20 protein-coding genes and 1 pseudogene are annotated in these 21,948 nt (G+C 74.2%); 9 read left to right on the top strand and 12 right to left on the bottom strand.

What is annotated here, in order from left to right; translation table 11 throughout:
* Nucleotides 1-432: 432 nt before the first annotated feature.
* Nucleotides 433-1,317, bottom strand: coding sequence for an NAD(P)H-binding protein (locus tag ACFPIJ_RS59415; RefSeq protein ID WP_380128408.1), 885 nt, complete (start codon nt 1,315-1,317; stop codon nt 433-435).
* 70 nt (nt 1,318-1,387) lie between these two features.
* Between ACFPIJ_RS59415 and ACFPIJ_RS59410 the strand changes: the two genes are divergently transcribed.
* The 5 genes from ACFPIJ_RS59410 (at nt 1,388) to ACFPIJ_RS59390 (ending at nt 4,726) form a co-directional block, all read left to right on the top strand.
* Complete coding sequence (locus ACFPIJ_RS59410; RefSeq protein WP_380128407.1) at nt 1,388-2,311, top strand: LysR family transcriptional regulator; 924 nt, start codon at nt 1,388-1,390, stop codon at nt 2,309-2,311.
* Nucleotides 2,312-2,345: 34 nt separating this feature from the next.
* On the top strand, nt 2,346-3,038 hold the full coding sequence (locus ACFPIJ_RS59405) for a DUF4232 domain-containing protein (protein ID WP_380128406.1): 693 nt from the start codon (nt 2,346-2,348) through the stop codon (nt 3,036-3,038).
* Nucleotides 3,035-3,553 (top strand): hypothetical protein, encoded by a 519-nt coding sequence (locus tag ACFPIJ_RS59400; protein ID WP_380128405.1) that lies wholly within the window; start codon nt 3,035-3,037, stop codon nt 3,551-3,553. The genes ACFPIJ_RS59405 and ACFPIJ_RS59400 overlap by 4 nt, the downstream gene beginning before the upstream one ends.
* A gap of 88 nt (nt 3,554-3,641) precedes the next feature.
* Nucleotides 3,642-4,103: a PaaI family thioesterase gene (locus tag ACFPIJ_RS59395; RefSeq protein ID WP_380128403.1), complete on the top strand. Its 462-nt coding sequence runs from the start codon at nt 3,642-3,644 to the stop codon at nt 4,101-4,103.
* Nucleotides 4,100-4,726, top strand: coding sequence for a CPBP family glutamic-type intramembrane protease (locus ACFPIJ_RS59390; RefSeq protein WP_380128402.1), 627 nt, complete (start codon nt 4,100-4,102; stop codon nt 4,724-4,726). The genes ACFPIJ_RS59395 and ACFPIJ_RS59390 overlap by 4 nt, the downstream gene beginning before the upstream one ends.
* On the opposite strand, the gene ACFPIJ_RS59385 is transcribed toward ACFPIJ_RS59390, so the two are convergent.
* Both ACFPIJ_RS59385 and ACFPIJ_RS59380 read right to left on the bottom strand, forming a co-directional pair.
* Entirely contained in the window at nt 4,711-5,370 is a 660-nt protein-coding gene (locus ACFPIJ_RS59385) for a hypothetical protein (RefSeq protein ID WP_380128401.1), read from the bottom strand. The two genes, ACFPIJ_RS59390 and ACFPIJ_RS59385, sit on opposite strands and share 16 nt — an antisense overlap.
* 64 nt (nt 5,371-5,434) lie before the next feature.
* Nucleotides 5,435-7,033, bottom strand: a complete 1,599-nt coding sequence (locus tag ACFPIJ_RS59380) for an alkaline phosphatase D family protein (RefSeq protein WP_380128400.1) — start codon at nt 7,031-7,033, stop codon at nt 5,435-5,437.
* Nucleotides 7,034-7,332: 299 nt separating this feature from the next.
* Here ACFPIJ_RS59380 and ACFPIJ_RS59375 point away from each other — a divergent pair, with 299 nt between their 5' ends.
* Entirely contained in the window at nt 7,333-7,734 is a 402-nt protein-coding gene (locus tag ACFPIJ_RS59375; protein WP_380128399.1) for an IS66 family transposase, read from the top strand.
* A gap of 365 nt (nt 7,735-8,099) precedes the next feature.
* Here the strand turns inward: ACFPIJ_RS59375 and ACFPIJ_RS59370 are convergent, their stop codons facing one another.
* Nucleotides 8,100-9,713, bottom strand: coding sequence for an ADP-ribosyltransferase domain-containing protein (locus ACFPIJ_RS59370; RefSeq protein ID WP_380128398.1), 1,614 nt, complete (start codon nt 9,711-9,713; stop codon nt 8,100-8,102).
* 146 nt (nt 9,714-9,859) lie between these two features.
* Between ACFPIJ_RS59370 and ACFPIJ_RS59365 the strand changes: the two genes are divergently transcribed.
* Nucleotides 9,860-10,537: a macro domain-containing protein gene (locus ACFPIJ_RS59365; protein WP_380128397.1), complete on the top strand. Its 678-nt coding sequence runs from the start codon at nt 9,860-9,862 to the stop codon at nt 10,535-10,537.
* A gap of 222 nt (nt 10,538-10,759) precedes the next feature.
* Nucleotides 10,760-11,005 carry a hypothetical protein gene (locus tag ACFPIJ_RS59360; RefSeq protein WP_380128396.1) on the top strand — a complete coding sequence of 82 codons (246 nt, stop codon included), beginning with the start codon at nt 10,760-10,762 and terminating at the stop codon, nt 11,003-11,005.
* 7 nt (nt 11,006-11,012) lie between these two features.
* Here ACFPIJ_RS59360 and ACFPIJ_RS59355 read toward each other — a convergent pair whose 3' ends face one another.
* The 7 genes from ACFPIJ_RS59355 to ACFPIJ_RS59325 all read right to left on the bottom strand — a co-directional run bounded on the left by ACFPIJ_RS59355 (nt 11,013) and on the right by ACFPIJ_RS59325 (nt 20,161).
* On the bottom strand, nt 11,013-12,491 hold the full coding sequence (locus ACFPIJ_RS59355) for a carboxylesterase/lipase family protein (protein WP_380128395.1): 1,479 nt from the start codon (nt 12,489-12,491) through the stop codon (nt 11,013-11,015).
* Nucleotides 12,492-12,502: 11 nt separating this feature from the next.
* Nucleotides 12,503-13,396 (bottom strand): MBL fold metallo-hydrolase, encoded by an 894-nt coding sequence (locus ACFPIJ_RS59350; protein ID WP_380128394.1) that lies wholly within the window; start codon nt 13,394-13,396, stop codon nt 12,503-12,505.
* 76 nt (nt 13,397-13,472) lie between these two features.
* Nucleotides 13,473-14,345, bottom strand: coding sequence for a helix-turn-helix domain-containing protein (locus tag ACFPIJ_RS59345; protein WP_380128393.1), 873 nt, complete (start codon nt 14,343-14,345; stop codon nt 13,473-13,475).
* Between the two features lie 74 nt (nt 14,346-14,419).
* Nucleotides 14,420-14,803 carry a Rid family detoxifying hydrolase gene (locus ACFPIJ_RS59340; RefSeq protein ID WP_380128391.1) on the bottom strand — a complete coding sequence of 128 codons (384 nt, stop codon included), beginning with the start codon at nt 14,801-14,803 and terminating at the stop codon, nt 14,420-14,422.
* An 83-nt stretch (nt 14,804-14,886) separates the two neighbouring features.
* Nucleotides 14,887-15,411 (bottom strand): hypothetical protein, encoded by a 525-nt coding sequence (locus ACFPIJ_RS59335; RefSeq protein WP_380128390.1) that lies wholly within the window; start codon nt 15,409-15,411, stop codon nt 14,887-14,889.
* Nucleotides 15,412-15,467: 56 nt separating this feature from the next.
* Entirely contained in the window at nt 15,468-16,526 is a 1,059-nt protein-coding gene (locus ACFPIJ_RS59330; RefSeq protein WP_380128389.1) for a Gfo/Idh/MocA family oxidoreductase, read from the bottom strand.
* 359 nt (nt 16,527-16,885) lie between these two features.
* A complete protein-coding gene (locus ACFPIJ_RS59325) occupies nt 16,886-20,161 on the bottom strand; it encodes a DUF4132 domain-containing protein (protein WP_380128388.1) in 3,276 nt (1,091 codons plus the stop codon).
* A gap of 130 nt (nt 20,162-20,291) precedes the next feature.
* Here ACFPIJ_RS59325 and ACFPIJ_RS59320 point away from each other — a divergent pair, with 130 nt between their 5' ends.
* The gene (locus ACFPIJ_RS59320) at nt 20,292-20,909 is read left to right on the top strand and encodes a GNAT family N-acetyltransferase (RefSeq protein WP_380128387.1); all 618 of its coding nucleotides are present in this window, start codon (nt 20,292-20,294) and stop codon (nt 20,907-20,909) included.
* Between the two features lie 44 nt (nt 20,910-20,953).
* On the opposite strand, the pseudogene ACFPIJ_RS59315 reads toward ACFPIJ_RS59320, so the two are convergent.
* Nucleotides 20,954-21,862: pseudogene (locus ACFPIJ_RS59315) on the bottom strand (TerC family protein); the annotation flags it as partial.
* Between the last annotated feature and the right edge of the window lie 86 nt (nt 21,863-21,948).

The raw sequence follows: 21,948 nt of genomic DNA, 5'->3' as shown, positions 1-21,948 counted from the left end.
GGTGGTGGCGGCGGGGGAGGTGGCGGCGGCGGCGGCGGCGGCGGCGGCGGCGGCGGCGGGGCAAGGTACGGCGGACCGGGCGCCGGCTGGAATGGTTGCGGCTGGAACGGGGACGGCTGAAATGGTGGCGGTGCCCACATGTCGGGCCCGCGCTGCGTGACCCCGGCCGTCGTGTCCGGGCCCGGTTCGCCCGCCTCGGCTGTCGCGTCCGGGGCCGGTTCGCCTGCCTCGGCTGTCGCGTCCGGGGCCGGTTCGCCTGCCTCGACGGTCGCCGCCGGGCCTGACTCGCCCGCCTCGGCGTCGCGCGGTCCTGGCGCGTCCGCTGCCTCCTCCGGGCGTGGTTCGCCCGCCGCCCCGTTGATCACGCCCGCACCGTACTGGACGCGAACCCCGTTCGTATTCAGCCGTGCGGGTCGATCCGCCCGGCGCCGGTCAGGCGAGCACGGCCGGCTTCAGCACCTCCTCGCACCACTGGCGCAGATTGGTCGGCGTGGTGGATGCCGGGGTGCGCGGCTCGCCGTTGTCGAGGCCGTCGTCCTTGGCCAGCATCATGTCGAGCATCGCCTGCGCCATCGCGTCCGTCGCGCCACGGGCGACGAACCCGGCCCTGAACGCCCCCGCCGGGGTCTGCCGGTAGCGCACCGGCCGGCCCAGCACCTCGGACATGATCCGCGCCGACGCGTCGGCCGACAGGTCCTCGGGGCCGAGCACGGCGACGCTGCCGATGCCGTCCCAGGACCGGTCCAGCAGCAGGCGGGCGGCGACGGCGGCGATGTCGCGGGTCGCGGCCGTCGGCGCCGCGAGGTCCCCGCGGACCGGACCGGAGAACACGCCCTCGTCCCGGATCGTGCCCACCTGGCGGAGCAGGTTGTCCATGAACGACGGCAGCGCCAGGGCCCGGTAGCTCACGCCGGTGGCCGCGATCAGGTCGTCCATGGCCAGTGACGCGGTGACGAGGCCGGCCCGGTGCGCCTGCGGGGTGCCCCGGCCGAGGGCGGAGACGCCGACCACCCGCGCGACGCCGCAGGCCCGCAGGGCGTCGCACGCGGGCCGGGTGAAGCCGGAGTAGGCAGCCTCGGCGGTGACGGCGGTGAAGTCCGGCGGCACGACCCAGAACACGGTGTCGGCGCCGTCGAACGCCTTCGTGACGACGTCGGGGTCGCCGTGGGAGCCGGGCACGACCTCGACCCGGTCGCGGACCCCGGCGGGCAGCCGGGCGGGGTCGCGGACGATCACGCGAACCGGTTCGGTGGTGGTCAGGAGGTGGCCGAGGACCTGGCGGCCGATGCCGCCCGTGGGCGTCGTGACAACGATCATGGCTCCGAGTCAACGCGGTGCGGCACCGGACCTGAAGGACCGATCCGGGCCGGATTGATACCCTGGTGATATGAGTGACCTGGAGGTGCGGCAGCTGCGGTACTTCGTGGCCGTCGCCGAGGAGCTGCACTTCGGGCGCGCCGCACAACGCCTCGGCATGGCCCAGCCGCCGCTGTCCCGGGCGGTCCGGGACCTGGAGCGGCACCTCGGGGTCCGGCTCCTGGAGCGCACCACCCGCCAGGTGGCCCTGACCCCCGTCGGCGAGGTCTTCCTCCGCGACGCCCGCACCGCCCTCGACGCCGTCACCGCGGCGGCGGCCCGGGCCCGGCACGCCGGCCGGCCCGCGCCCGGGCTGCGGGTCGCCCTCAAGGCCGACTACGACGCCGGCCTGCTGCCGCGGATCCTGGCCACGTACGACCTGGAGCCCACGGCCCTGCCGGTGGAGGTGCAACTCGGCGGGCGCGGTGAGCAGGTGCCGGCGCTACGCGAGGGCCGGGCGGATGTGGCGCTGCTGCAGTCCCCCTTCGACGACCGCGGCCTGGACCTGGAGCCGCTGCTGACCGAGCCCCGCCTCGTCGCCCTCGCCGCCGACGACCCCCTGTCGGCCCGGTCCCGGCTGTGCCTGGCCGACCTCGCCGGCCGGGTCCTGCCCGACGGCGCACCCGCCGACCAGGGCGACGACCCGCCGGCCCGCGCCCCGGCCGCCGACGCGCCGCGCCTGGACCTCGCGCAGATCTTCAACCTGGTCGAGCTGGGCCGCATCGTGTGGTTCCCACCCGCGTCCGTCGCCCGGCGCCACCCTCGGCCCGGGATCGCCTACCGCCCCGTCGCCGACCTGCGGCCGAGCACCCTGGTCGTCGCGTGGCCGCAGGACTCGCACTCACCGGCCGTCGCCGCGTTCGTCCGCGCCGCCGCGACCGTGGCGGCGGACACCGCACGGGCCGCGGGCACCGGGCCGGGCCGGGAACTCCTCGATCCGACGGGTCACCGCTGACAACCCGGGCGGCACCCGCGAGCGTCGACCCGGTATGCCCGCCACCGCACGCCCCGCGCCCCTGCCCGCCCCGACCCAGCCGGCCGGGCGGGCCGCCGGCGGGCAGCGGGGGCGGCGGCGGTACGGCAAGATCGACGGCGTGAAGGCACGCTGGCTCCCCCTCGCCGCGATGGCCGTCCTCGCGGGCTGCGGCACGACGCCGGCCCACCCGGACGCCCCGGCCATGGCCCGGCCGGACGTGTCGTTCGCCGCGACGACCCCGGCACCGTCATCGTCGCCGTCGGTGGTCACCCCGCCGTCGCCGGCCTGCCTCGCGCCGGGCGTCATGCTGTCCGTCGGGGAGGTCGACGCGGCGATGGGCCTGCGCGCCGTCACGCTGACGCTGCGCAACTGCGGCACCGCCACGTACACCGTCAAGGGCTACCCAGCCGTCGACGTCCTCGACGACGCCCGCACGGTCCTCGACGTGGCCGTGCTCGACGGCACCTCGAACGTGTCGGCCATCGAACGCTTCAACAACCCGCCGGCCCGCGTCGACGTCAAGCCCGGCGGCACCGCCGTCGCAGTGCTGGTGTGGCGCAACCTCACCACCGACGCGGCCACCGTCGCGAAGGGCGCCTACCTCAGCGTCGCCCCCGCACAGGGGCAGCCCCGGCACACCCTCGCCCTCTACGTCGACCCCGGCAACACCGGCAAGCTCGCGGTCAGCCCCTGGACCGCCCCGTGACCGCCCCCGTGACCGCCCCCGAGCGCCGCCGCAGTGCCGCCGCGGTCTGGGTCGCCGCCGCCGCCTTCGTCGTGCTGGTCGCCGGCTGCGCCGTCGCCACCGTCGTCGCGCTGGACAAGGCCATCGGCGGCGTGGCGACCCGGCACTGCAAGACGGCGTCGGCGGCGCTGCTCGACCAGATGGCCGCCGACCCGGTGCTGACCGCCGACGTGCCCGGCACCGAGGTCACCGCCCGGCGCCGGGCCAACCCCTGCGACGAGGGCGAGGAGACCCCCGCGTCGGTCACCGTCGTGCGGGCGCTCACCGCGGGCACCGGCTGGACCGACGTGCGCGCCCGATACGAGCAGCTGCTCGCCGCGCACGGCTGGACCGTCGCACCCGCCGGTGAGGTGCTGTGCGGGACCCGTACCGTCGAAGGCCGGACCGTCGCGTTCGAACTGCGCGACGGCGTCCCGCCCGCCGGCGTGGAGGCCACGATCTGGTTCTTCGGCTTCCCCCGCGACACCTCCTGCTGACCTGCGACACCTCCTGCTGACCTCGCGGTCATCGGCGCGTGGTCGGGCGGTGGGCCGGCGGCCACCTCGGCGGCGCAGAGTCGGCAGAATGGACGCCACCGCGTTGGCCCGGTCGCTGCTGGACCCGATCCCGGCGCACCGCACCGTGGGACTCGAGGTCATCCGCGCCGTCAACGGCTTGGGCGTGGTGGCCGTGACCGCGCCGCCCGCCCTCGCCAACGTGATCGGCTCGCTGCACGCCGGCGGCCTGGTCACCCTCGTCGACGCGGCCGGCCTCGCCGCGATCATCTCCGCGTCCCCCACCGACGACGCGTTCCGCGGCGTGGTCCCGCTCGGCGCGGCGGCGGCGCTGCGGTTCCTGGCACCGGCCCGCGGCCGCCTGGTCGCCACCTGCCGGCTCGACCCCGAGGCCCGCGAGTCCCTCGCCGAGGTGTTCATCGGCGCGGCGACCCGGGTCCGCGTCACCACGGCCACGGACGTCGTCGACGACACCGGCGGCGTGGTGTGCCAGGGCAATTTCGACTGGAGCGTCCGCCGGTCCGCCGCATGAGAGCCAGGCTCGCCGTCGAGCACATCCTGCTGTTCTACGTGCTCGTCGCCGCGTACGCCCTCGCCGATCCCCCGGGCGGCCCGATCCCCGTGCTGGTGGTCCTCGCCGTCGCCGCCGCCGTGTACCTGCGCCGCCAGGACACCTTCGACCGGCGCGACCTGTGGCGGCCCGAGGCGCTGCGCGGCGCGTGGCGGCCCGCGCTGCTCCTCTGGTGCGGCACCGCCGCCGCGATGACCGGCCTGATCGCGTGGCTGGCGCCGGACCGGCTGTTCGAGCTCCCGCGCGAGCGTCCCCTGCTCTGGGCGGCCATCGCCGTGTTCTATCCGCTGCTGTCGGTGTATCCCCAGGAACTGCTGTTCCGCGCGTACCTGCTGCACCGGTACGCGCCGCTGTTCCCCGGCCCGCGCTCCGCCGCGCTCGCCGGCGCCGCCGCGTTCGGATTCGCCCACGTCATCTTCGGCAACGTCCTCGCGGTCGCGCTGACCCTGGCCGGCGGCTGGCTGTTCAGCCGCCGGTATCAGCGGACGCGGTCACTGTTCGTGGCCTCGGTCGAGCACGCGGCGTACGGGCTGCTCATCTTCACCGTCGGCCTGGGCGGCTCCTTCTATCACGGCACCGCCTGAGCGGCCTGCCAGCGGCGGATGACCGCGAGCCCCACCAGGCACAGCACCACTGCGTTGAGGCAGTGCCAAAGGAAGTGGGTACCGCCGAGAAAAGCGCCGCACACGGAACCGTCAACGGTCCGCAGCGTGAGCGAGGCCGCGAAGACCGCACCGGCCAGCAGCAGCAACCGGCCCTCCCCCGCCGCGCCGCGCGCCGTGGACCTGATCGCGACCCCGAAGCCGACCAGGCCCAGCAGCGCCGGCACATAGCCGCCGAAGGAGCCGCCGGCCGCGAACAGCGCCGCGTTCACGCCGATCGCCGCGACCGGGTACGCCGGGGCGGCCGCCCACGCCAGCCGCCACCGGACCCGCCACATCCAGTGCACGAGCACGACGACCGCGGTCAGGATGAACGCGAGGATCGACAGCGTGTCGAGCGCGGCGGTCGCCGTCGTGGCGAAGGTGTGGAACGACAGGCTGCACACGCCGACGACACCGAGCAGGACCGGCAGCAGCCAGACGCTGCGCGGCGCGTGGCGACGACCGGCGCCCATGAGCTGGATCAGCAACCCGGCGGCGACGAGGAACGCCAGGTTGCTCACGGCGTTGGCGGGTTCGTTCCACAGGCCCGGCGCGGTCCGTTCGCAGTACGAGTCGACGTACATACCCCTCCGATCGGGGGCGGGCCGCCGGGCCCGCCCCACGGGTGCCGCTGGTCAGGCCTTGTGGTCAGGCTTTGTGCAGGGTCGAGGTGCCGGCCTCGATCACGTACGACGCGGTGGTGCTCACCGGCGCGGTCCGGGTGGCGATCGTGTCGACGCTGCGGGCGTCGGTGCGCCAGCCGGCCCGGGTCAGCTCGCACCGCAGGTAGCCGCGCTTCGAACCGTCGAAGTACCGCACGTGCGGGTTGAACGTCGGGTTGACCGCCTTGAGCGGCCCGTCGAACGCGATCGGGAAGTCCGAGCTGATCGACGTGGCGGTCAGCTCGACCGCGACCGACGCCTGCTCGGGACGGTCGAAGTCCAGCTTGAGCTCGCTGAGCCAGGTCGAGTGGATGTCGCCGGCGAGCACGACCGGGTTGGCGACCTTCGCGTCGACGAGGTGCCGGAGCAGGCGGTCGCGCTGCGGGGCGTAGCCGTCCCACTGGTCGAGGTTCGCCACGATCGGCGGCACGCCACCGGTCGGGTTCGGGAACTTGACGCGGCTCATCATGACCTGCTGGGCGATGACGTTCCACCGGGCCGGCGAGTGCTCCAGGCCCCGGGCCAGCCAGCGTTCCTGGTCCTCGCCGGTGAGCGTGCCGGTCGTGTTGGCGGTGCCGGCCGACGGCAGCCCGAAGTCGCCGGGGAAGCCGCCAGGCTGGTCGGTGCGGTACTGCCGGGTGTCCAGCACGTTGACCCGGGCCAGCCGGCCGAAGTCGAACCGGCGGAAGATCCGCAGGTCGGCGCTGCCCGGCTTGAGGTCGGCCCGGATCGGCATGTGCTCGTAGTAGGCCTGGTACGCGGCGGCCCGCTGCCGCCGGAACCGTTCGACGGTCTGCAGTTTCGCGCCGGTGTCGTCGATCTCGTCGGTCAGGGACGCGTAGTTGTTCTCGGTCTCGTGGTCGTCCCACGTCACGATCCACGGGAAGGCGGCGTGCGCGGCCTGCAGCAGCGGGTCGCCCTTGTACTGCGCGTGCCGGGCCCGGTAGTCGTCGAGCGTCTGCAGCTGGTCGACGCCCGGGGTGGCCGGTGTCGTGTGGCGGCGGTCGGGGTACGCGCTGTCCGGGTCGTACTCGTAGATGTAGTCGCCGAGGTGCAGCACCACGTCGAGGTCCTCGGCGGCGAGCGCGGCGTACGCGGGCCAGTACCCGTTCTGGAAGTCCTGGCAGTTGACGATCCCGAACCGCAGCGTCCCGCGGTCCGCCGACGGCGCCGGCGCGGTCTTCGTGCGGCCGACGGGGCTGAGCTCGCCGAGCGCCCGGAAGCGGTAGAAGTATTCGCGCCCGGGCTGCAGCCCACGGGCGTCGACGTGCACCGAGTGCCCCAGCTGCGGCACCGCGACCGTGTGCCCCGACCGCACCACCTGATGGAACCGCTGGTCCAGCGCGACCTGCCAGTCGACCCTGACCGGACGCGCGGGCAACGGCCCGCCGGCCCGCAGCAGCCGCGTCCACAGGATGACGCCGTCGGGGAGCGGGTCGCCGCTCGCAACGCCGAGCGCGAACGGGCCCGCGTGGTCCGGCAGGTGGCCGCCGTGCGCGGCGGCGGGATCGGCGGTGGTGAACGGCAGGACGATCGCGCCCGCCGTCACCGCCGTCGCGGTGAGCACGTGACGTCGAGTGAGCATGGAGCCTCCCAAAATAGAGCCGGTGTCGGCTCACTCTGCGGCCCGCACCCGTCGCGCCCCTCAACACCAGGCGAACACCAGCCATCCGCCGCCCGGTTGTCAGACGGCGTGCTGGCCGGTCTCACCGGGCAGTCCGTAGCCCCGGAACCCCATCCAAACCTGGGCGCAGGACATGACCCGCCTCCTCAGCGAGATCCACGACATGACCCGCTCCGCCCACACCGCCGGCGCCGACACCATTGACCCACGCCTCCTCAACATCTACCGCCAGCGGTACCAGGCCACCATCACCGCCGGAAGTGCCGCCAACCCCGCACCCAAACGCCAACCCCGCACCCAAACGCCAACCCGCCCGCCGCCCACCCAACACCGACCCCAACACAGACACCGACCCAGACCCCGGCACCAGCACCGGACACCGACGCCGCACCCCCGCGGTCAACCTCCTCGCCCGACTCTCCGGATTCACCAACGACGTCCTACGCTTCGCCCACGACCTCCGTGTCGCGTTCGACAACAACCTCGCCGAACGCGACATCCGCATGGTCAAACTCCGCCAAAATCAGCGGCGGCCTCCGCACCTGGACCGGCGCCCGCACCTTCTGCGCCATCCGCAGCTACCTCACCACACCCACAGACACGGCCTCAACGCCCTCACCCAACTCCACAACGGACACACCTGGATACCAACAACCACTTGAACAGTTACAAAGCCATGTATCCGGGCATTGACCAACGTCTGTGTCGGGCGGCGTCACGTAGCCACTGCCGGAGCCGCCACGCATCACCCCGAACGCAGCTCCGCCCTGAAAGCACCACCCGAGGCGCACCCCCGCAGCACCGCACCACTCGACACGCGGCCCCGCACACCCAAAGCACCACCCCGGACCCGGCCCACAGCGCCCGAAGCGCAATCCACGCAGCGCCGCAACGCCCGGAGCGCCGCACCGCAACGCCCGCCCAGCGCCCGCAGCGCAGGACTGGGACCGGGTCGCCACCCCCGCCGACGTCGGCGGAGGCGGAGGCGGAGGCGGAACCGCGACGGTGACGAGGCGTGGGTTGAGGGTCAGGTCACCTGATCCTGCTCCGCCAGCTCGGTCAGCCGGATCGTGCACAGGCCGCCGCGTTCGGTCTTCACGTCGGTCACCGTGAGCTGGGTGCCCGGGGTGAGGATGAACTCCTCCTCGCCGGTGAACGCGGAGAACCTGCGGATGCCGACGGCCCTCCTGGGGTGCACCTCGAACAGGGTCCGCTTGCCGCGGCGGCCGAGGAACGCCTCCGCCACGCCGAGCTTCGACGTGCAGGACGAGACGCCCCACCAGGTGACGGTCTGGCCGGCCGGATACTGCGCGCGCAGGTCCATCGACACGCCGCGCCACAGCGGCTCCGTGCGGGCGGGGAGACGTGACACGGCGGAGAACAGCAGGCGCAGATACGGCAGGTACGGCACGATTCGGCTGCGGTCAGGGCTGCGGAGGGTGGCGTTGATCTGACGGTAGAACGCCGACTCGCACGTGTACAGATAGAGCGCGGCGACCTCGTCGGCGGTCAGGCCGGCGTCGCCGTCGGCCCGGCTCGTGCCGAACCGGTGCGACTGCTCGACGTGCCAGTCGAGGCCCGCCTGCACCTTGGCCGCGGGGGCGACTGCCTCGCGGAAGTCCATGAGCGGGGTGTCGAACACGCCGGTGATCGCGGGGAGGGCGAGGCCCTCGTCCTTGACGCTGGCGAGCCGCTCCAGATACAGCTGGTGCAGCTCCATCGTGGACGCGATGAAGGCGGCCATGCGGTCGGCGGTGTCCGCGTCGGTGCGGCCGTCCTGCGCCGGCACCGTGTTCCAGCCCTTGCTGGGCAGCCAGTCGATCTCGTCGGCGCCGAGCGAGCCGAGCGCCGCGTTCACGGCGGCGAAGTGCTCGTGGTCGCAGAAGATGTCGCCCTGGGCGGCGGGGTTGGCGTGGTCGATGTGCCGGACCCGGACGCCGGGATAGCGCCGCTCCAGGCGCTGCACGACGCTCTTGAGACTCCGGGCGTGCGCGCCCCACCACGCGAAGACGACGCTGCGGTCGGGTTCGTCGGCGTCCTGCTTGGCCTTGAGGATCTCCTCGACGAGCCGCTCGACGACCGGGCGCCAGAACGCGGTGTGCTGGTCGGTGGCCATCGCGCCGTCGCTGCTGGCGGTGAGCGACGCGTTGAGCAGCAGCACACCCTGCGTCAGCATCGCCTGGAACCACTCCGGCGGCTGCACCGTGTCGTGCTGCTTGAGCAGCTTGCGGATGTCGGCGATCGGGGTCTTCTTCGGGATGCCGTGCTTCCACATCGCCGCTGCCTTGATGATGCAGCGGATGGAGATGACCTTGCCGAACTGGCTGTCGTCCCAGTCGTGGAAGGTGTTGTCGAACATGGCAATGCCGGTGGCGCTCTCCGGCCGAGGATAGGGGTTCTGGCCGAAGACCACGACCTTCCACTTGTGTGGCGGATTGGGCTTGAGCGCCTGGAACGTCAGCTCCCGCACCGGGACGACCTTCGGGCCCCGTCCGGGGCCGATGAAGGAGGCCGCGGCCGGCTGCGCCTCGATGACCGGCTTCAGCAGCGGCAGCCACGGCTCGCCGCCGCCGCTGAACAGCTCGGCGAGCGCCAGCGGGTCGGCCGGGTCGGGCGGTGTCGGGCTGTTCGTGTCGCTCATCGTGGCTCCCGGATCTGCGGTTGGGGGCGCACAGGCCCCGAAGGCGCCCGGAGATTAACACCGACCTCTGACATTTTTTCCGCCGAGACGGCCCCGGTATCTTCGTGCTCTCTTTGCAGTCGCCCTTCGTCCAACCGGAGTAAGCCATGCCTGTCGACGCACCGAATCCGCAGCTCAAGGTAATACTCAGCGACATCAACGCCAAGGTCGTGCAGGCGTGGCGGTCGGCGTTCGCCGACACCGGAGAGGTCGAGATCGTCAAAGGTTCGATCCTCGACCAGCGGGTCGACGCCTGGGTCAGCCCGACCAACTCCCAGGGCCAGATGAACGGCGGGGTCGACGCCGTCATCAAGCGGCACCTCGGCGCGGGCATCCAGTTGCGGGTCCAGCGGGCGATCCGCGACGGGTTCGCCGGCTCGCTGCCGATCGGCAGTGCCGTGTGTGTACCGTCCGGCGCCGCGAACCCGAAGTTCCTCATCTCCACCCCGACGATGACGCAGTCGGTGCAGAACGTGCGCGAGACGCTGAACGTGGCCCTCGCCTGCGCCGCCGCGTTCCAGGCGATCCACCTGCAGAACGAGGTGGAGCCGGGCAGCATCACGTCGGTCGCGCTCGTCGGCATGGGCGCGGCGACGGGCAAGGTGCCGCCGCAGGTGTGCGCCAACCTGATGTGGGCCGGTTACATGTTGTTCCACGACTACGCGTTCACCGGCTACGACGAGTTGCGTGCGACGGTCTGCGCGCAGCTCGACGACATCGAGCGGCGGCCGGAGCAGGAGCGGGTCCGGATCGCACCCCCCACGCGCCCCGATCCGCGGCGCTGAACGACGGTGTAAACGCCGCAGCGCTACCTGGCCGGGAGCGACGGCTGGAACCCGATCCGCTGATGATGCCCGCACCCTGATCGGGGCATCATCGCCGGCGATCCTGAGTACGCGGGGACGGATGCCAGAACGGTCGTGGCGGCGACCACGGCCGTTCGCCACCTGGCGCGGCCGGGCCGTCCCCGCGGAGCACGTCTTCGACGAGGAGGCCCACCCCGACGCATGGCGCGCGACGGCGCCGGGTACCGGGCCGACATGCACCTCGCCACGCTCGTCACCGTCCTGCGGCAGGCCCCCGTCCGTGTCGTCCTGCCCGTGCTCGTCCTGTACGGCGCGCTGGTCGGCCTCGGGCTCCTCGTCACGAGGGTCCTGCCGGGCGTGTGGCCGCTGGCCGTCGAGGACGGCGTGAACCGGGGTCTCGCGGCGGAGCGCACCGCCGGCCGCCTCCACACTGCCCGTGGTGGGTGACCGGCGGTCACGACCACGCGGCCACCTCCAGGGGATCAGGGTCGTCCACGAACCGCCAGGTGGCGCCGATCTGCTGCACGCCGCGGCGGCCCGGACCCTGCGCCGGCCAGCCGGGATCGCCGGTGGCGGCGAACCGCACCCACGCCGCGTGCGTCCGGCGGGCCAGGTCGGCGGGTGCGGCGGTCGTACCGAGCAGCGCCCCCGACCCGTGCAGCGCCGCGAGACCGGCGACGTCGAACACGAACGGCAGTTCCATGACGTGACTGGCGCCGAGCTGCCCGTCGAGGGCGTCGGAACGCCACCCGAACCGGTAGCCGAACGTCGCGCCCTTCCCCTGGTCCCGCCCGGCGTGGGCGGCCGCCATCCGGCGGGTCGCGGCGCCGAACAGGCCGTCGCCGAGGATGGCGGTGCGCAGGTCCGCCGCGGTCGCCCCGGGTCGCGCCGTCCGGTACGCCCGGACCACGTCGTCGGGGCGGTCGTGGAAGCGGGCGGCGGTGGCCCGCAGGTCCGCGCCGGTGGTGCCCGGGAGCAGGCCGAGCGGGGCGAGGTAGAGGGCGCCCTCGTCGGCGTTGGCGCCGATGAGCAGGTCGACGTCGCGGGCCGCGCCGGCGGCGACGGTCACCGCCGGCGGTTCCGGCAGGACCAGGCCGAACGGGGTGATGCCGCCGAGCGGGTCGTGGCCGGCCGGGGTGCGCAGGTCCAGGCCCGCAAGGCGGGGCACCGCCGCGACGAGCCGCTCGTCGGGCACGTCCGCCAGCGCGGCGGCGGTCGCGGGCACCCCGAGTGCACGTCCGGCCGCGGCCGTGACGATCGCCGCCTGCGCCGCCGTGAACGTGCCGGAGCCGCTCTGCATGACGGCGCGGCGCACGAGTCCGGCGGAGCGCGGGTCGGACAGGACTCCGCCGACGATCGTGGCCCCGGCGGACTGGCCGAAGAGGGTGACGGCGCCCGGGTCACCGCCGAAGTTCGCGGCGTTGGCGGCGGTCCATCGCAGCGCCGCGAGGACGTCGAGCAGGCCACGGTTGTCGGGGGCGTCAGGCAGGCTCAGGAACCCGGGGATGCCGAGCCGGTAGTTGACGGTGACGAGGACGACGCCGTCGCGGGCGAAGGCGCCGCCGTCGTACAGGGGCGCTCGGGTCGACCCGCTGACGAAGCCGCCGCCGTGGACGAAGACCATGACCGGCGCCGGACGGTGACCGCGGGCGGGTGCCCAGACGTCGACGGTGAGGTGGTCGGCGCCGCGGCACCAGCCGGGCCCGAAGTACGGGGCCATGTCGAGGCCGCCGAACAGGTCGCGGGCCAGCTGGGGCGCGGTGGGACCGGGGACGGTGGCGTCGCGGACCCCGGTCCAGCCGGCGTGCGGCCGGGGCGCGGTGAACCGGTCCCGGCCGGTGGGCGCGGCGGCGTACGGCACCCCTAGGAAGACGGCGCCGCCGCCGGTGCACGACCGGCCCCGCACGGCGCCGGAGGTGGTCATCACGATCATGGTCGGCTCCATCAGTACCGGGGGAACGGACCCCACCGCTTGACGGCGAACGACCCGCCGCGGTGCTCGACCTCCAGGGCGCCGTGACCGCTGAGGTGGGCCGGCAGGACGAGCGCACCGGTGTCCGCGGCCCAGCCGAGCAGCCGGCGCCGGGTCGCGCGGGCCTGCCCCGGGTGCTCGCAGAAGCAGCTGTCGTGGTCGGGGTGCGACACCTGCAGCGGCGTGTGGATGAGGTCCCCGGCGAACAGCGCCCGGTCCGCGCCGGACCGCAGGATCAGCACGCTGGAGCCGGGGGTGTGCCCGGGCGCGGCCTCGAGGCGCAGCGCGGCGTCGATGGTGTGCCCGTCCTCCCACAGCAGCACCTGCCCGGCGGTGTGCACCGGCGCGACGCTGTCGGAGAACACGTGCTCGTTGACGCCGCCGGCGATGCCGGGGTTGTTCGCCGGGTTCCAGTGGTGGAAGTCGGCGCGCGGCATCAGGTACGTCGCGTTCGGGAACGTCGGCACCCAGTCCCCGTCGACGAGCCGGGTGTTCCAGCCGACGTGGTCGACGTGCAGGTGCGTGTTCACGACCAGGTCGACGTCCTCGGGGCGGACCCCGGCGGCGGCGAGCCGGTCCAGGTAGTCCAGCCGCAGGTGGTCCCACACCGGCACCGCCGGGCGGGTCTTGTCGTTGCCGACGCCGGTGTCGACGAGGATGGTCCGCCCGTCGCTGCGCAGCAGCCAGGTCTGCATGGCGACGTGGACCATGCCGTCGTCGCCGAGATGGTCGGGGACCAGCAGGTCGCGGTGCTCCCGCCAGGCGTCCTCGGGCAGGTTGGGGAAGAACGCGCCGGCCGGCATGATCGGGCCGTGCAGCTCCTCGACGCGGGTGACGGTGACGTCACCGAGTTTGATCTCGTTCACGGTCGCTCCTGGGGTGGTTGCGGGCAGGCGGCATCCGGCGCCCCATGACGGGCGCCCTTCCTGCGTTCGGCTGGATCTAGTCGTGTTCGTTCAGCTGGTACGCCGCCACGGTGGCCGTGCCGTGCGCGAGCAGCGTCAGCGCCGCCTGCGACGGTGAGCCCGGTTCGGCGGTGGCGACGACGAGGTGCTGGTCCTGTTCGGTGCGCAGGGTCTGCTGGGTGACGGTCATCGCGCCGACGAGCGGGTGGCGCATCCCGTGGACGGCCGCGCCGCCGGCCTTGACCCGGTGGTCCGCCCACATCGTCGCGAAGTCCGCGCTGCCGACGGACAGTTCACCGACGAGCGCGGCCAGCAGCGGGTCGTCGGGGTGCCGGCCGGACGCCATCCGCAGCGTCGCCACCACGGCGCGGGCCTTGCGGGGCCAGTCGGCGTACAGCTCGGCGGTGTGCGCGTCGAGAAACACCAGCCGCGCCAGGTTGGGCCGGTCCCGCGGCCGGTCGGGTGCCCCCGGGTCGAGGTGCCCGGCGAACAGGGCGTGACCGGTGCGGTTCCACGCCAGGACGTCGGAGCGCCGGCCGAGCAGCACCGCGGGCACGTCACCGAGCGCGGCGATCAGCTGCCGCAGCTCGGCCGTGACCACCTCCGGCGCCGGCCGGCGCGGCCGGGCCCGGCCGCCGGCCGCCAGCTCGTGCAGGTGCCGCCGTTCGGCGTCGTCGAGCCGCAACGCCCCGGCGATCGCGTCGAGGACCTCGGCCGAGGCGTTGGTCGAGTGCCCCTGCTCCAGGCGCGAGTAGTACGACGCGCTGACCCCGGCGAGCAGCGCCAGCTCCTCCCGCCGCAGCCCCGGCACCCGCCGGCGGTCCCCGAACGTGGTCACGCCGGCGTCCTGCGGCCGCAGCTGCGACCTGCGGGTCTGCAGGAACTCCCCGAGCCGGCGTTTCGCGTCCATGGACCCAGTATTGGCGGCTCCCCACCGGCGCAACCACACCCTGCCGGGGATAGGCAACACCTATCCGGCAGCACCTACCCGGGCAGCACCGCGATGCCCTCGATGGAGATCCGGAGGTTCCGCGGCAGCTTGACGTTCGCGGGTGCCGAGCGGGCCGGCGGCGGGTCCGGCATGACCCGGGCGTACACGGCGTTGATGGCGGCGAAGTCCTCGACGTCGGTGTAGAAGATGGTCGTCTTCACCAGGTCCGCGAGCGACGCCCCGGCGGCGGCGAGCACGGCGCCGAGATTGCGCAGCGCCTGCTCGGTCTGCTCCTCGATCCCGTCCGGGGCGACCCCGGTCGCGGGGTCGATCCCGCTGGTCCCGGAGCAGAACACGAAGCCGTTGGCGACGATCGCCTGACTGTACGGCCCGATCGCAGGCGGCGCCGCATCGGTCGACACTGCGTGACGGGTCATCGCTGGACCTCCATCGGGTCGGTGCCGCCCACCTTAACGCTGCCGCGCCGCTCAGCGGGACCGGCTGACGGCGCCGCCGCCACTCAGCGGGACTGGCTGACGGTGCCGTCGGCGGCGATGCGCAGCCCCGCCTGCGGTGCGCCGCCCGCGCACGCCGACGCGGCGGCGCCGGCCGACGGGGTGCGGCCGGGGCAGACGATCGACGGGCGCACCTGCAGCTCGGCGGTGATCGCCAGCGGCGCGCCGGCCGGCGTCGTGACGGTGACCGTGACCGGGTCCGCGGTGAGCTGCGGCACCGGTGCGTACCCGTACCCGGGGCCGGGGCCCGGCAGGTGCGCGACGCCGCACGCCGTGCCGGGATCCGCGGTGCCGGACGGGCACGGCAGGGCGCTCGCCGGCCCGGAGATGTGCAGCGGCACGTCCTGGTCGTGGCAGCCCCAGCCGCCGCAGACCCGCACGTGCACCAGCGACACCCGCGGCGCCACGGCCTCGTCGACCTCGACCCCGAACCCACGCAGCGGGGCGGGCCCACCGGCCGCCCCGTCCGGGGCACCCGCATCACCGGGAGCGGCACACCCGCTCAGCGCGCCCACCAGCAGCACTGCCACAAGCCTTCTCACATCAGTACCGACGCGGCCGCCCGATCTCCGGTTCCACCCGCCGCTCAACCGATCGCGACCACCTGCCGGCCGTCCGCGGACCGCCGGGCGGCCTCGAGCACCGCGAGGGTCGCCACCGACCCGGCCGGGTCCACCGGCGGCGGCCCACCGTCGCGCAGCGCGGCCGCGAGCCCGCTGTAGAACCGCTGGTACGCACCGGGTTCCGTCGGCACCACCGATTCCTCGCCGTCGACGGTCAGCACGCCGTACCGCGCCGGATCGTCCTCGCCCCAGCCCTCATCGGTGGGCCGCCCGCCCGCTTTCAGCGCGTCCTCCTGCACGTCCATCCCATGCTTCGTGTACGCCCCCCGGTCACCGAGCACCCGCAGCCGCGGCCCGGCCGCCGCAGCGAGGGCGCTCATCCACAGGTGCGACCGGGCGTCGCCGTCGTGCCGCAACGCCACGAACACGTCGTCGTCGACCTGGATGCCGGCGCGGCGGCTGTGCACCTCCGCGTACACCTCCGTCGCCGGCCCCAGCAGCTGCAACGCCTGGTCGACGAGGTGACTGCCGAGGTCGTACAGCAGCCCACCGACGTCGGCGGGGTCGTCGCTCTCCCGCCAGCCCCCCTTCGGCACCGGCCGCCACCGCTCGAACCGCGACTCGAACCGCAGCACCCGCCCCAGCCTGCCCTCGTCCACCAGCCGCCGCGCGGTGAGGAAGTCGCCGTCCCACCGCCGGTTCTGGTACACGCTGAGCAGCAACCCCCGCTCCGCCGCCAGCCGCACCAGCGTCGTCCCCTCGGCCGCGGTCGCCGTCAGCGGCTTGTCCACGACGACCGGCAGCCCCGCATCGAGCGCCGCCCGGGCGAGCGGCGCGTGCGTCCGGTTCGGCGAGGCCACGACGACCACGTCGAACTCACCCGCCGACGCCCACAGCTCCTCCGCCGTGCCGAGCAGCGCGGTCCCCGGGTACGCCCCGGCCGCGGCCCGCCGACGCTCCGGGTTGGCGGTGACGATCGCGCTCAGCCGCAGGCCGGCCGTGGTGCTGATCAGCGGTGCATGGAACGCCGCGCCGGCGGTGCCGTACCCGACCAGCCCGACGCGCAAGGAGGTGTCGCTCATGCCCTGCAGTCTCTCCTACCCCACCGTCCCCCACCCCACGATCCCCCCACTCCCCCTCCCCGCTCGCCCCCCGCAGCCGCCCAAACGACTTCGATCATGAGCGCACACGACGTCAAACACCCGCCGCAGATCGAAGTCGCGGGACGGGCGGCGTGCCGGTGGTGCCACACCGTCGACGGCGTGCAGAACCTTTGACGCGGGCTCCCGGACAGCGGGAACCCGCCACTACCTGGTTGTTGAGTGTCCGTCGGCGACCAGTGATCAACCAGGAAACCGTGAGATCGCTGGTTGCGTGCTGGTGCTGCCCGGTCCAGTCCGACGTCTGGACCGCCGGCGGCCCGGAGCGGCCCCGGGTGTGGTCACGTCACCAGATCCAGCAGGTCACGGACCGTCTCGGAGAACATCACGGGGTCAACCACCCCGCTCCCGGCCCGGTCGCCCCCTGCTCGCGAGCCCCGGCGCACCCGGTGCAAACCGGGCGCCGCCGGCGAGCTGGGCGTGTCGGCGGCTTCCGGCTCGACGTGGACGGCGGTCACGGTCTGCTTGCCGCTGCCGTCGGGCCAACCGGCCATCACCCCGGGATCCAGTTCGAGCACGATCCGGCCGCCGCCGGGCAGTGGTCTGACGAACTCGCGGATCCGGCCGCCGTCGCCCGCGGCGGCGCGCACCCAGCCGCGCCGGTCGAGCAGGAACAGCCGCCGGCCGTCGGTCGTCCGCCCGATCACCCCGGCGCCGAGGTCGGGCACGACACCCCCGTCCGGCGCGTGGATGTGGGACGGCACATGACCGTGGGACGCCGCATGGCCGTGGGACGCCGCATGGCCGTCCGACGCCGCATGGCCGTCCGACCCCGCATCGACATGGGACGGCACATCGCCGTTCGACGGCACATCGCCGTTCGACGGCACATCGCCGTTCGACGGCACATCGACGTGGGACGGCACCTGGATGTGGACGTCGCGGGCGAGTTGTGGGAACGGTTGGAGGATCTCGTAGTCGGCGAACAGCCGGACCCACGCCGGCAGTGCGGCGCCCAGCTGGACCGGGTGCGCGACCCCGACCACGGCGTCGTCGGTGAGGGTCAGCGGCTCGTCGGCGGCGCCGGCGAGGGTGCGGTCCTCGGCGACGCGGAACCCGGCGACGACCGCCGCGCCCGGGCCCGGGCCGTCGAACGTGGCCCACACGAGCCGCCGCGCGAGCTGCCACAGCAGCGGATGCGCGACGACGCCGCGGCGGAACGCGGTGCCGGACCAGCGGCGCTGGTCCACCATCGCGGTCTCGAACCGTCGGGACTGCTCCGCGGCGATCGTGCGCACCTCCTTGCGCAGGCCGGCGAAGCGGGCGAACGCCGCCGGGGCGGCGACCGGGTCGTCGGAGGCGCCGGGTTTCGGCAGGTCGCGGCGGCGGCCGGTGGCGTCGAGGGCATAGGGGCGCAGGTGCTCGTCGAACCCGGCGGCGAACCGGCGGGTGCCGTAGTCCAGGGTGAGGGTGCCGTCGGCGGTGAGGCCGAGGTCTGGCACGAGGCGGTCGGCGTGCTCGTCGGCGCTGAGCCCGGCGGCGGCCGCGGCCTCGGCGGCGCGGCGCACCGCGTGCTCCTTCAGCCTGCCGCTGGACTGGACGGCGACGCGCTGCAGGTGGTGCAGCGCGGCGGGTGAGCCGATCGCGGCGAGCACGTCGACCGCCAGGCGGGCCTCGGCGGGCGCCGGCCAGTCGCGCACGAGCGGGGCGAGCCGCGCCGCGGTGGTGTCGTCGCCGAGGAGGCCGAGCGCGGTGAACGCCCAGCGTTGCGCGGTGGGCCGGCCGGCCGCCCGCCAGCTCTGGTGGAGTGCCCAGCCGAACTCGGCGAGGCTCGCCGGGTCGCACGCCTCCCGGACGGCGGCGAGGCCGGCGTAGGGCTCGTCGAGCGTCGACATGGCCAGGATCGTGACGAGGTGCCCGGCGGCCGCGACGGGCAGCGCCGCGCCGTCGCGGAGCCGCACGCGGGGCAGCAGTGCGGCGTCGGCCCAGCCGGGCACGGCCGGCATCCGGGCCGGCAGGAGGTGCAGCGGGTCGGTGTCGAGCAGGGCCCGGACGCCGTCGATGGCGGCCGCGCCGTAGGTCTCCGCGGCGGCGATGACGGCGCCGGTGTGTCCACATCGGACGATGAAGCGCAGGGCCCGTTCGGCGTCGCGGCGGGCCGCGCCGGGCCGGGCGAGCGCGGCCGGGACGAGGGCCCGTGCGGCGGCCGCCGGGTGCCGCCGCAGCCACTCCTGGGCGACCGGCCGCGCCTGCTCGGAGCGGGCGAGCCAGCCGGCCATCCAGCCGGCCACGTCGGGCCCGACCCGGTCGAGGAGCGCGTCGGCGCTCGCCGCCGCCCACGGGCCGCCGCCCCGGCCGGGGCGGGCGGGCGGGTCGGCGCAGACCAGTCCGGCGACGACGGGGGCGGCGGGCCGGCGGACCGTCCACGGCGGGGTCGCGAGGACCGCCGGGACCGCGCCGGGCGCCGCGACGGCGCCGTCGTCGGCGTGCAGCAGCGCCCGGACCCGGGCCGCCGCCGGCTCGCTGAGCTCCGGCAGGAGCCCCTCGGCCCTGGCCGGGTCGGTGCGGACGTGCGCGGCGAGGAGCACGTCGACCGTCTGGTGCGCGGGGCCTTCGGCAAGCCGGCGCAGCGCCCGCCGCGGGAACCGGCGGATCGCCGCGGCGAGGGCCGGCTGCACCTGCCGCCAGCCGGAGCGTTCGGTCAGCGCGTCGAACGCGGTGTCGGTCGGGAACGCGGCCAGGATCCGCGCCATCCACGTGACGGCGTCGGCGGACGGCGCGGCCGTGCGCAGCACCCGCACCAGGACCGGCTCGAGGTCCGGCCCGACGGCCGCGGCCAGGGTGAGGATCGTCGGCTCGTCCCAGAACAGCCACTGCGGATCCATCGCCCCCAGCAGGACCTCGAGCTGGTCGCGGGTGCCGGCCGCGGGCAGCAGCAGCCGGCAGAACGTCTCGTCGCCGGCGCCGGCGAACGCCGCGCAGTCCTCGTCGACCCAGGCGGTCACGGTCGGGGCGAGCAGCGACGCCGTGATCCGCCGCAGCGGGCGCGGGTCGGCCCGCAGGGCGGCCAGGTCAGCCACGACCGCGCGGTGCTCGTCGTCGCCGGCGGCCGCCAGGTGCGCCCGCAGCCGCCGGACGAGCCGGGCCCAGACGTCGCGCAGAAACGCCTGCCGGGGACGGTCCGGGCCGCTCCAGGTGACGAACGCGGTCGCGCCGGTGCGGTCGGCCCCGGCATACACCCCGGCGACCTCGGCGACGATCCGGGCCACGTGCCGCACCCCGGCGCCGGTCACCCACCCGTCGACGAGGGAGTCATACGCCGCCTGCGGGGTGCGGGCGGCGTGCCGGGGCAGCGCGGCCAGGACGGCGGCCGCGCCCAGCGGCGGCACCGCCCCGACGGCCGCAGGAAAGGCCACGAACGCCCGGCCGGCGGCGGCGATCTCGGCGGGGGTCTCGACGTGACCGAGGACCGCCGGCAGCCGCCGCGTGGCGCGGACAAGGTCCTCGGCGAGGTCGGCATCGACGGCCGCGGCCACGGACAGGTCCGGCCCGGGCGCACCGCGCCGCGGCACGACGTGCCGTGACCACACCGCCGGCACCTCGAACACGTCCTCCATCGCTGCCCCCTGTCACGAGCACGACGCCGCCCCGGGAACCGAGAAACCGAGAACGCCCCCGTCACGAGCACGACGCCGTCACGATAACCAGACCCCCCGACAAAATCCGGTCGGATGTAGCGTGGCGATCATGTTCACTGTTCCCCTTGCCGGTGGGGCGGAGCTGCGCCCCCTGGAGCCGTGGCAGGCGGCGGAGTTCCTCGAGCACATGGACCGGGCGCGGGCGACCGTCGACCCGTGGATCCCGTGGGCCGGTGTCAGCACCGACCTGGACACCGCCACGGCGACCCTGCAGCGATACGCGGACCTCGCCGCCCGCGACGCCGGCCGCCTGTTCGGCATCTGGCTCGACGGCACGCTCGTCGGCGGCACGATGTTCGTCGCGTTCAACGCGGAGGCCGGCACCTGCGAGATCGGCTGCTGGCTGGAGCCGGCCGGGCAGGGCAGGGGCCTGATCACCATGGCGGTGCGGCGGCTCATCGACTGGGCGGTGCACACCCGCGGCATCCACCGCGTCGAGTGGCGCTGCCGGCCGGACAACACGGCCAGCAGCGCCGTCGCACGCCGCCTCGGAATGCACCGGGACGGCGTGCTGCGGGAGGTCGCCCCGTACCGGGGCGTCCGTCACGACCTCGAGATCTGGTCGCTCCTGGCCGGCGAAACAGCAGACGAATCGGCAGGCGAGTCGGCAGACGAATCGGCGGGCGAGACAGCAGGGGAATCGGCAGGGGAATCGATCGCATCCTGATCGGGTGCAGGCTCCTCCTCGACCGGGCCCGCGCGCAGGCTCAGGATCACCGACGCGGCCAGGACGACCACGACGACCGACAGGCTGACCAGCGACGGGATCTCCGGCACCGCGGTGCTGATCGTCTTGTGCGCGGCCTGCAGGATCAGCTTCACGCCGATGAAGGCGAGGATGATCGCGAGGCCCTTCGACAGGTACCGGAACTTGTCCAGCATCCCCGCGAGCAGGAAGTACAGCGCCCGCAGGCCGAGGATCGCGAACGCGTTGGACGAGTACACGATGAACGTGTCGTCGCTGACCGCCAGGACGGCCGGCACGCTGTCGACGGCGAAGACCAGGTCGGCCGCCTCGATCGCGACCACCACGACGAGCATCGGCGTCGCGACCCACTTCGCGGCCTTGCGCACGAAGAACTTGGCGCCCACGTACTCGTCCTGCACCGGCACGATCTTGCGGACCAGCCGGACCGCGATGTTCGTGCCCGGGTCGTAGTCGTCCTCGTTGTCCTTGATCAGCTTGTACGCGCTCCACAGCAGGATCGCCGCGAAGACGAACAGCACGACGGTGAACTTGCTGATGATCGCGACACCGGCCGCGATGAAGATCGCCCGGAAGATCAGGGCGCCGATGACGCCGTAGAACAACGCCCGGTGCTGATACTGCTTGGGCACGGCGAAGTACCCGAAGATCAGCGCGAACACGAACAGGTTGTCGACCGACAGGCTCTTCTCCAGCAGCCACGCGGTCGTGAACTCGACGCCGGCATCAGCGCCGAGGGTCGCCCAGACCAGGCCCGCGAAGGCGAGTGACAGCGTCACCCAGACCGCGCTCCACTTGGCCGCCTCCCGGAAGCCGATGACGTGTTCCTTGCGGTGGGCGAACAGGTCGATGGCGAGCATGACGACGACACCGATGCCGAACGTCGCCCACAGCCAGATCGGTACGTCGAGCATGAAGCCTCCTCCAGATCGCAAGTCGTCTGGGTCTAGCCTCGCCGGTGACCCCGGTGGCCCGCAGCGTCCGCCACTGGACAATCCGC

This window comes from Dactylosporangium cerinum (assembly GCF_042653625.1).
GTDB classification, from domain to species: Bacteria; Actinomycetota; Actinomycetes; order Mycobacteriales; family Micromonosporaceae; genus Dactylosporangium; species Dactylosporangium cerinum.
Note: the sequence above shows the minus strand (reverse complement) of the source record. Positions and strands in the feature narration are given on the sequence as shown.